9 protein-coding genes are annotated in these 10,701 nt (G+C 30.4%); 8 read left to right on the top strand and 1 reads right to left on the bottom strand.

Annotated elements, in window-relative coordinates:
- Positions 1-23: 23 nt before the first annotated feature.
- On the bottom strand, positions 24-629 hold the full coding sequence (locus B3R94_RS04065) for a DUF4126 domain-containing protein (RefSeq protein WP_084106959.1): 606 nt from the start codon (positions 627-629) through the stop codon (positions 24-26).
- A gap of 339 nt (positions 630-968) precedes the next feature.
- Here B3R94_RS04065 and udk point away from each other — a divergent pair, with 339 nt between their 5' ends.
- From udk to B3R94_RS04025, 8 genes are all read left to right on the top strand, one after another.
- Complete coding sequence (gene udk / locus B3R94_RS04060) at positions 969-1,637, top strand: uridine kinase (protein WP_260392473.1); 669 nt, start codon at positions 969-971, stop codon at positions 1,635-1,637.
- A complete protein-coding gene (locus B3R94_RS04055) occupies positions 1,637-2,026 on the top strand; it encodes an FtsB family cell division protein (RefSeq protein ID WP_221855581.1) in 390 nt (129 codons plus the stop codon). The genes udk and B3R94_RS04055 overlap by 1 nt, the downstream gene beginning before the upstream one ends.
- The gene (locus tag B3R94_RS04050; protein ID WP_219034475.1) at positions 2,019-3,293 is read left to right on the top strand and encodes a methylmalonyl-CoA mutase family protein; all 1,275 of its coding nucleotides are present in this window, start codon (positions 2,019-2,021) and stop codon (positions 3,291-3,293) included. The genes B3R94_RS04055 and B3R94_RS04050 overlap by 8 nt, the downstream gene beginning before the upstream one ends.
- Before the next feature lie 127 nt (positions 3,294-3,420).
- Positions 3,421-4,587, top strand: coding sequence for an RsmD family RNA methyltransferase (locus B3R94_RS04045; protein WP_291098862.1), 1,167 nt, complete (start codon positions 3,421-3,423; stop codon positions 4,585-4,587).
- A 62-nt stretch (positions 4,588-4,649) separates the two neighbouring features.
- Positions 4,650-6,827, top strand: a complete 2,178-nt coding sequence (locus B3R94_RS04040) for an FUSC family membrane protein (protein WP_280050133.1) — start codon at positions 4,650-4,652, stop codon at positions 6,825-6,827.
- A gap of 3 nt (positions 6,828-6,830) precedes the next feature.
- On the top strand, positions 6,831-8,630 hold the full coding sequence (locus B3R94_RS04035; protein ID WP_291098859.1) for an ABC transporter ATP-binding protein: 1,800 nt from the start codon (positions 6,831-6,833) through the stop codon (positions 8,628-8,630).
- A gap of 60 nt (positions 8,631-8,690) precedes the next feature.
- Entirely contained in the window at positions 8,691-9,365 is a 675-nt protein-coding gene (locus B3R94_RS04030; protein ID WP_125349240.1) for a hypothetical protein, read from the top strand.
- Positions 9,366-9,511: 146 nt separating this feature from the next.
- A partial coding sequence (locus tag B3R94_RS04025; RefSeq protein WP_291098856.1) for a TolC family protein occupies positions 9,512-10,701 on the top strand: 1,190 nt, incomplete at its 3' end.

Below are 10,701 nucleotides of genomic sequence, written 5' to 3'. Positions count from 1 at the left end.
TATTAATATAATTCTTCACTCTTTCACAATTCTTCCGCCAATAACTGATCACCTTTTTTTCTAACACTTTTATACGCTCTATAACACACATATAAAATAATTAGTACAAAAATAAATGCCAAAGGAGCCAATACAATTGCTGTAATACTTAATACAATAGAACTAAACGTTTCTCCTGTATTAACCAAAAAATTTCCCGCTCCCGCAGTTGTCGTGGTCGAAACAGCTCTTGCAGCAGCAGTTGTACCGCTAATCGCAGCCGCAGTTCCTCCTCCGGCTATAATCGCCAAAGCCCAAGTTGCGACTTCGTTCATTTCTGGCATCGTAATTCCAACCGCTATTGTTCCTGCAATTCCAGCTAAGGGAACCGCAATCGTATCCAACAAATTATCAATGATTGGAATATAATAAGCTCCAATTTCCACTAACATCGCTACACCAAGTGTTATAAGAGCTGGTGTACTCCCAACCCACATCCAACTTTCGTCGAGATTAATAAAACTTCCTCCAAATTTGACAGCTAAACTTAATACAAATAAGGGAAGAAAAATCCGAAAACCAGCAGCGGCAGCTAATCCTATTCCGAGAAATAACGAAAAAATAGTAGACATTGAGATTAAATCGTTCATAATTTAGTATTTTATAATAGTTCTGATTTTATAAATATAATGATAAAAAAGATAAAGTTTTTATAATTTTTTCTTTCCTTTGCATCCGATTAAGAGAAACCAAGTACTGCAAAGTACTTTTTTTGTGTAAATAAACCTAAATGTTTGAGCTACATCTAAATAATCGAATAATAAATCAATCATTTTTTAAATGCATTGATAATTATTTCTTTTCTCAAAATCAATCAACCAAAACTTCTTCACGACAACATTTAAAATTTTGCAAGAATCGATTTCTTTTTATTTTAATTTCTGATAGGAAAATTTTATCTTTAAGGAAATTTTACGAGAACTCTTGCAATGGAAACATCAAACGAAATTAAAAAAAATAATAAAACAAAAATGCTAGTAATAGGAATTGCAGGAGGAACAGGTTCGGGAAAAACAACTGTTGTAAATAATATTTTAAGAGATCTTAACGCGGAAAGCGTTATCGTTATTTCTCAAGATAATTATTATAAAGATCATCCTGAATTATCTTTTGATGAACGTTCTAAGATCAATTTTGATCACCCAAGATCAATTGATTTCGAATTACTAAAAGAACATGTCGCTTTATTGAAAAATGGCGTATCAATAGAACAACCTGTCTATTCGTTTATTACGCATAGTCGCAAGGAAGAAACGATTTTAACACATCCACAATCGGTTATTATTGTAGAAGGAATTTTGGTATTGACTGACCCAGATTTACGCGATTTATTTGATGTAAAAATCTTTGTTCATGCAGATTCTGACGAACGTTTAATTCGTCGCGTACGCCGTGATATACAAGAACGTGGGCGCGATTTAGACGAAGTTTTAACACGTTATCAAAAAACGTTAAAACCTATGCATCAGCAATTTATAGAACCATCTAAAAACTATGCAGACATTATTATTCCGAATATGAAAAAGAAAAATTCTGTCGCAATCAAAGTTTTATCAACTGTAATTAAAGAAAAACTCAACTCGAAAACTACTGTATAATGAAAGAAAAATCGGAAGAAATCTTTGACAAAGAACTTACACCAGAAGTACCGAAAAGAAAAATTAAGGATACACGTGTATTCAAATTTGTTTGGAATCGTTACTTTGTTCTAACGGTTGCGTTTGCTGTTTGGATGATTTTTTTCGACCAAAATTCTTTTTTCGTACATCGCGAGTTGGATAAACAAATCAAATTATTAGAAGTTGATCAACAATATTACCAAGAACACTTGGATACTGAGTCTGAAAAATTAAATCAACTAAATAGTAATCCTGCTGAAATTGAAAGGATTGCAAGAGAAAAGCATTTCTTGAAAAAAGATGATGAAGATATTTTTATCATTCAGCAAGAAAAAGTTACGAAGCCGCAAAATAAAGAAAATGAGTAAGTTATTTGAAAATTTTGATTCTATTTCTGAAAAAGAATGGAAAAATAAAGTTCAAGTCGAGCTAAAAGGTTTAGAATATAATGAAACTTTGGTTTGGGGAACGAACGATCAAATAAATGTAAAACCATTATATACAAAGGATGATGTCGATTATTCGGCTGTACAACCATTACCAAAATCCTCAAAAGATTGGAAAATTATTTCGAAATATACTGGAAATAAAAACCAAGATTACAGCTTTTTGTATGGATATTTGATTAATCAAAATCAAATTGATTCATCGTTAGAACTTCCTAATTATCTAGATTTATTTATTAAATATAATGGAACTTCTGATTTAAAATCGCTTGAAAATCTTCCAAATCTGAAATATTTAGATTTAGATATTTATGGATATTTGGCACAGAATGGACTTTGGCAAAATGATTCAGAAAAAGCATCAAAAGAATTGGTGAAAGAAGCTTTGGCATTGAAAAATTTCGAAAAAGTAATTTCAATTCAAGGAGATGTTTATCAAAATGCTGGAGCAAATCATGTTCAACAAATTGCGATTACACTTGCACATGCAGTAGAATATTTAGAAAATTTTGGAGCTGATATTGCGGACAAAATTTATTTTAAATTTGCTGTTGGAAGTAATTATTTCTTCGAAGTTGCGAAATTAAGAGCATTTCGCTTTTTATGGAAAATGATTTTGGAGCAATATAATAAAGAAAGTGAAGCATTTATTTTCACTTCAACATCCGATCGCAATAAATCTAAATTAGATATTTACAACAACGTTATTCGCTCTACAATAGAAGCTTCTTCGGCTATCTTCGGATCAAGTGACGCTATTTTTGTTGGATCATATGATGAAGTTAATAAAGAGTCTGATTTTGGATTAGAATTAGCCGCAAAACAACAATTATTGTTACAAAAAGAATCTTATTTGAATCAATTTACTGATCCTGCTGCTGGTTCTTTCTACATTGAAAGTTTGACAAATCAAATGGCTGAAAATGCGTTAGAATTGTTTAAAACAATACAAAATGTAGGAGGTTTTGTAAATGCTTTACAAAATGAAACTATTCAAGATTTTATTTACACAAGCGCGAAAAAAGAGCAAAAAGATTTCGATGAGCAAACCATTAAATTAATTGGTGTAAACAAATTTAGAAACCCTGCAGATGTGATTGAGAAATCGCCAAAAGAAAAAGTGGTAAAACAAGCACTTTTTGTTCCGATTGTTCCAACTCGTTTGGCAGAAAAAGAGGAAAAAAAATAGTTTTTACATGAATTGGATGCCAATTTCATTAAAAGAACTTAATAATATAATCGAAACTTCAGTAGCTGTGATGGATACTGAAGTTTTGTGTTTAATAAAATAATATTTTACGTCAAAAAATAACATTTTGAATCCAACTATTTTAACAAAAGAATTTCAAGATTATCTGAAAATAATCGAACATGAAGACATCAAATCTATAGGTTTGAAAAAATCGTTGTTTGAAGAAATTTCTTCTGCTGAAATTGCACAACAATTGAAAGGAATTCAAGTTTCAAAACATAAATTTCCAACACTTTATTCGACAGAAAATATTTATTTTCCGCCTTCAATTAATTTGGAACAAGCAAGTTCAGAAGCCACAGCAAATTATAAATCAACTTTAGTTAAAGGAAAAAATTTGATTGATTTAACCGCAGGTTTTGGAATTGATACCATGGCTTTTGCAAAGAATTTTGACAAAGTATATCACATCGAACAAAATCCTGAATTGAGTGAGATTGTACAACATAATGCTAAAATTTTAGCGCCAAATTTAGAAACCTATACAGGAACTTTTCAGTCTTTTTTTGAAGAAAATCCTACATTAAAATTTGATGTTATTTATCTCGATCCAGCAAGAAGAAATTCGAGCGGAAGAAAATTTATTTTGGAAGATTTAGAGCCAAATATTTTAGAATGGATTCCAACTTTTTCCGAAAAAACAGAGAAAATTATCATCAAGCTTTCGCCTTTATTAGACATCACTTCTACCCTACAACAAATTGATTCAATTTTTGAAATACACATTGTTGCATTAAAAAATGAAGTGAAAGATTTTCTAATCATTTTAGATAAAAATTCTTCAACAAAAAACCCTTTGATAAAAGCTGTTAATTTAGAAAATAATCAATCCGAATTTTCTTTTCATTTTGAAGAAGAATATAGTGCGAATGCAAGTTTTGGAGGAATTCAACGTTATATTTACGAACCAAATGTTGCGATTCTAAAAACTGGTGCTTTCAAATTATTGAGCGAAAAATTCAATCTTCATAAACTTCATCAGAATACTCATTTGTATACTTCGAATGAACTTTTAGAGAATTTTCCTGGAAAAATTTATTTGATTGAAGAAGAAATTAAAAATCCGAAAAAAGAAATTTTAAAAACAAAAGCGAATTTATTAGTCAAAAATTACAATCAGCCAATAGACGTTATCAAGAAAAAATTCAAAATTATTGATGGCGGTACAACAACTTTAATTTTTACTCAAAGCATTGATGGGTTTCATATTCTAAAAACTTCACGAGTTTAGTTGGGTTTCGAAAAAAGTTGTGTTAATTTTATACAACAATTTTCAACCTTAAAAAATTACACTTGAAAATCATCAATAAAATTGAAAACTTTATCTACGGAGAAGCGCTTTCAGATGGCTTAAAAACTTCCTTAGCGATTATCATTCCGCCTATCGTAGCCAGCTTGTTTGGCGATTTATATGCCGGTGTAACGATAAGTCTTGGTGCAGTTTTAGCACACATGACGGATACACCTGGTCCATTTAAAGAACGCCGAAACCTGATGTGGCTTTCCGTGCTCTTGATTTTCCTTGTTTCATATTTCACCAAAACGATTAACAGTTACCCAATATTTCTAGGTATTTGTTTAACACTTATCGTATTCTTTTCTAACATGTTAACCGTTTGGGGACAACGTACAAGTGCGCTTGGAATGGTCATTATGATGTCAATGGTAATGAATATGAATGATTTACGACATGAGTTAAGTCCTCTTCATATTGCACTTTTTGTGACTGCTGGAGCAGCTTGGTACACTATTTTTAGCCTAGCTATTAGTACCTTTCGTCCTTATCGTATGGCGCAGCAAAACTTAGCTGACACAATGATTCATATTTCTGAATACATTCGAATCAAGGCTTCTATGTTTGATAAAGATTCAAATTACGATGATATTATCAAAAAATTAATCGATGAACATGTTGTAATTAACGAAAAACAAAGTTTAGTTCGTGAATTAGTTTTTTCGAACAAAAAATTGGTAAAAGACCAGACACCAATTGGGCGTTCGATTGTGTTTATTTTCTCTGATTTGGTGGATATATTTGAGAATGTAACAGCAAATCAATACGATTATGTAAAAATTCGAGAAGTTTACGGTGATACAAAAGCAATGCGCAAAATCTATAATTTAATGAATAAATTAGCGCATGAGCTTAAAATGATTGCTTATCATATTAACTCGAACAAACGTCCTAAACAACCTACTTTTGACTTTGAAGTTGAGTTGAAAAAGATTGATGATGCCATCAAAGAATTATATGCAGAAGGACAAAAACCAATCGTTTTATCTAAAATTTATATCAATCTAAAGCAAATTGTTTATAAAATAGAGTTTATCCATAAATTTTTCTATGATGATTCGTTCACAGAAAAAAAGAAAAATCCACTGGATCATGCCGAACATTTTGAACCTACAGTTGATTATTCTTTACGAAAATTAAAAGATCATCTGAATCTAAAATCTTCAATTTTTAGACATGCAATTCGTGCATCAATTGTAATGTTATTAGCTTATGGTGTCACGTTTATTATTCCGATGACTTACCATAGTTACTGGATTTTGATGACAGTTTTAGTGATTTTAAAACCTGGTTTTAGCGTAACAAAAAAGCGAAACTTTCAGCGTTTGAAAGGAACAATTGGCGGTGGATTAGTTGGGGTTTTAATATTATTGATTATTCCTCAACACAGTATCCGATTTGCTTTAATGCTTATTTTCATGTTGATGGCTTACACTTTTATTCGTCATAAATATGCAATTGGTACATTTTATTTAACCGCATATATTCTTATTTCGTTTAGTTTTTATTCGCAAAAAGATTCATTGTATATTATTCAAGAACGTTTTATTGACACACTTGTTGGAGGATTTATGGCGTTTATTTCGAGTTATTTGATTTTACCAACTTGGGAAAAAAATAATATGAACGAATATATTCAAAAAGCATTGATTGCAAATTATGAGTTTATTTATTTGGTTTTTAAAAAATTAGCAGACAACGAAGTTTCTACAACTGATTATAAGTTAGCTAGAAAAGATGTTTTTATTGCAATGGCAAATATTAATTCAGTTTTTCAACGTGTAATTTCTGAACCGAAAGGAAAACAAGAAAATGCTAACGTACTGAATAAATTCACCATTTTCAACCAGTCATTTGTCTCATATTCAGTTGGTTTAGTTAAAATTTTAAAGAAAAACAATTCTGTTATTTTAACTTCAGAACACATTCGATTGATGAAGAAAATTTTGCAATTATTGTTACAAAACATTCGGCTTTATGGCGAATATGAAACAGAAAATTTACCTAAAACAATAGAATTTGGAGAAAAAACTGTTGCATATACTGAAATTGAAACAGAGGCTTTGCAAAATGATTCTGAACTGATTGAAGATCTATTAGAGTATTTATACGAGATTGCTTACGATTTCACAAAAGTTGGTCACGTTTTTGTGAAAGAACAACCGTTAAAAGAATAATAAATGACAATCATTCAACTGTTTAAAAATCTACGTCCATTTGTAAAACCTTATCGTTCTTTGGTTGTCGCAACTTTGCTCCTAACCTTAGTTGGATCTTTTACGTCACAGGTAAACGCCCTTATTTTACAGTATACCGTAGATTCTATAAATGGTTTGGTTGAAGCTGGAAAAGGATTAAAAGAAGGTCTGAAAATCATTTCGTTTATTTCAATTGTTTTGATGACAAAAGAAATCTTGAATGCTTTTATCACATTTGGTCAAAAATATTATGGTGAAAAGCTTAGAATCTTAGTTTCACAAGATTTAGCACAAACCATTATCGAAAAGATTTTGACGTATAGAATGGCATTTTATACAAATCAAGATAATCAAGCAGGAAAACTTCAAACCCGTATTGACAGAGGAATTGAAAGTTTGACACGTTTAGTTCAAAACTTTTTTATCGATATTCTTCCACTTTTTGCCAATTCAATTGTTGCTTTAATTTTAATGTTCAATGCTAATTTTTATGTTGGATTGGTTGGACTTTGTATCGTTCCGATTTATTTCATTATTACACAACAACAAGCTAAAAAGCTGAGTGGTCGGCGACGTAACCTAAGAGGTTATCGTGAACAAAAATCGCAAGGAATTATCAGCATAATTAATTCTATTACAGTTATTAAATCGTTTAACCGAGAAGATATCGAAGGTAAAAAACAACTTGATTTACAAAAAGAATTGACTAATAATCAAATGCAAACACGCAAAACAAGTTTCTTTTTTGATGGTTTAAAATCCTTTATCGAGCAATTTGGTGTAGTGATTATCATCATTTTAACTTCATATTTGGTTCTTGATGGACAAATGACAATTGGCGCAAGTATGTTCCATATTTTGTTGTTCAACAACGTTTCGGCTCCTATTCGTCAACTGCATCGTATTTATGATGAAATGAATGATGCGATGATATATTCCGAAAGTTTCTTTGCAATTTTAAAAGCGGATGACGAAAAAGAATCATCTGGAAATTACATTCCAACAAAATTAAAAGGTAAATTCGAAATCCAAAATGTTGAATTTTCTTATCCAAATGGTTACAAAGCCTTAAAAAATATAAACATGACAATTCAGCCCAATAAAATTACAGCTTTGGTTGGTTTGTCTGGCGCGGGAAAAAGTACAGTTATCAATCTATTGGATAAATTTTATCAACCTGATTCTGGAAAAATTCTACTTGATGGAATTGATTTAGAAGAATATGACACACAATTTTTACGCGATAATATTGGATTGGTTTTACAAAAAAATCACATTTTTAATGGAACGATTGAAGAAAATATTCGTTATGGAAATGTAAACGCAACTTTTGAAGAAATAGAAGATGCTGCAAAACGCGCTTATATTCATGAACAAATTATGGACTTGCCAGAAGGTTATCAATCCAAAGCCTTATTGTTATCTGGCGGTCAACAACAACGCATCGCCATAGCACGTATGTTTCTCAAAAATCCACCAATTATTTTTCTAGACGAACCTACTGCAAGTTTGGATGCAATTGCGACAGAACAGATTAAAAATAGTTTGGATGCCATCAAAAAAGATCGAACAGTTATCATTATTTCGCATAGTATTTCACAAATTATCGATGCCGATTATACGTACGTGATGAAACAAGGCGAAGTTGTAGAACACGGGATTCATGAAGATGTCTACAAAATGAACGGCACTTATAAAGAGATTTTTGATGCAATGGCAAAAAGCTTAAACATTGAAAAAATTGCCAAAACTTTTGACGATGAAGAAGAAGAAAATTATTAGGAATAAATCTATTATAAAACATTATAAATCACTATCTTTAAAGAGGTAATAGGATAGCGTATGAAAAAATTAGTTTATTTTATAGTTGGGGTATTGTTTTTTACCCAATCTTGCGAGCAAAAAAAAGAAGCTCCAAAAGAATTAGCACTTAATACGGTAACTTACGAAAATGCTTTAGACGTTCCTGTAAACAAAGTTGGTGTTCTCATTAACATAGATTCTCTTGGTTTTTTTGATCATAATTCTCAAAATTTAGATCAAAACATTGATTCAAAATCAATTGAAAATCAGCTTAAACAAATAAATTCTAAATTTGATATTGTAAAAATAATTCGTGATAAATCTGAGAAAATATTAAACGATAACAAGTATACTTATCAAATGATTGATAAATTTGATAAAAACTTAGTTCCAAATGAATTAATCACAAAGGAAAATGTAAATCAAGTTAAATTTAATGATTTAAAAAAAGCGATTAATCAAGATGATTTAGTTTTGATTAATGTAAAATCGGGTCTTGATTATGATCCTGCCAACAAACAGAAATACATCGCAAAAACATATGTCTATATTAATATTTTAGACCTTAAAAATAATGCTTTAAAATATAGCGAAACAATTGGTGGAACTAAATATATAGACGAAACAATCAATAAAAGTACGACGGATTATTTAGAGAAAATGATGAAAGAATCATTAAACGAAACGTTGGATATTATTGATAATAAATATTAAATACATTGAACTATGCGCCATTTTTTTGGCAACTTTTGGAAGTCCTGAACCCTTAAAAAGTTTCAGGATTTTTATTTTTAATGACATTCTAATATTGACTTTTATTCATGGTATATTTTTTGTTAATTTTATGCTAAAATTATAGGATGCCTATTATACGATATTTATCTTTTATTCCATTATTGACTTCTATTTCGGGATTTGCACAACAATTGATTGATCCGCAACTTCGATTGCCTGTTGAAAAAGCGATTGAGTCGAGTTACGAATTAAAAAATAAACAATTGGAAGTCGAGAAAAACAATTACCAATATAACGAAGTAAAAGGTAAACAACAACCAAGTTTATCTGCAATTGCGCTGGGTGGTTATCTAAACTCGAACGGAATTATCGATATTCCAACCAAATCAATCGATATTTTGTCCACAGAATTGTTTTCGGGTAATCAAAAATTCAATACCTCTGCAGGATTATTTACTGTTGGAGTTAACGCCACTCAAATTATATTTTCGGGATTACAAATTCCAAATGCGTTGAATGCTATTCAGGAAAAAAGTACTGCTTTAGATTATTTGAAAGAAGCCGAAAAAGAAACTATAACCAAAGATATTTTACAAACTTATGATCAATTGATGTTATTGGTCAAAGTAGAAGAATTAATTTCAAATTCTGCAAAACGATTGGATAAAGAACATCTTAAAGTGCAGAAAGCAATTCAAAATGGTTTAGCTATTCCATACGATCGGGAAAAAATAAAATTAGCAATTCTAGAGTTAGAAGCCCGACAAGTAGAATTGAACGGTAATCGACAATTGCTATACAAAAAATTAGAAATGTTGACGCATCTATCTGAACAAGATCTTCAACAAATTCAATATGAACTTACCCCAATTGACATTCTTGCTTCAAGCTATACTTTAGAAAATAAAAAAGAGTTGAAAGCACTTGAACACTCTGTGAAAGCTTACGAATTTTTATATCAAAAAGAAAAAGGTTCGCACTTACCACAAGTTTTTGCATTCGTGAACACCAATTATACGTCAATTTTGGGAAGTCGTTTCAAATTAAAAGATGGTGATATATTAGGTGATGTTAATTTGAAAATGAACCAATTTTCGATGTTTCCTAATATTTTGATTGGTATTGGCGCAAAATGGGAATTGTTGGATGGCGGACAACATAAAAATAAATTAGCACAAGCAAAAACTGACATTTTAATAAATGAAAACAAGTTACAAGATTCCCAAGAAAAACTGAATTTATTATTAAGTAAAAACAAAATTGATTACGAAACTTCTACTGAAAAATTGAAAGTAAAGGCGGTTTCAAGTTGCTA

Source organism: Empedobacter sp. UBA7611 (genome assembly GCF_002484365.1).
GTDB lineage: Bacteria > Bacteroidota > Bacteroidia > Flavobacteriales > Weeksellaceae > Empedobacter > Empedobacter falsenii_B.
The sequence above is the reverse complement of the archived record's forward strand: the minus strand, read 5'-3'. Positions and strand labels throughout refer to the sequence as shown.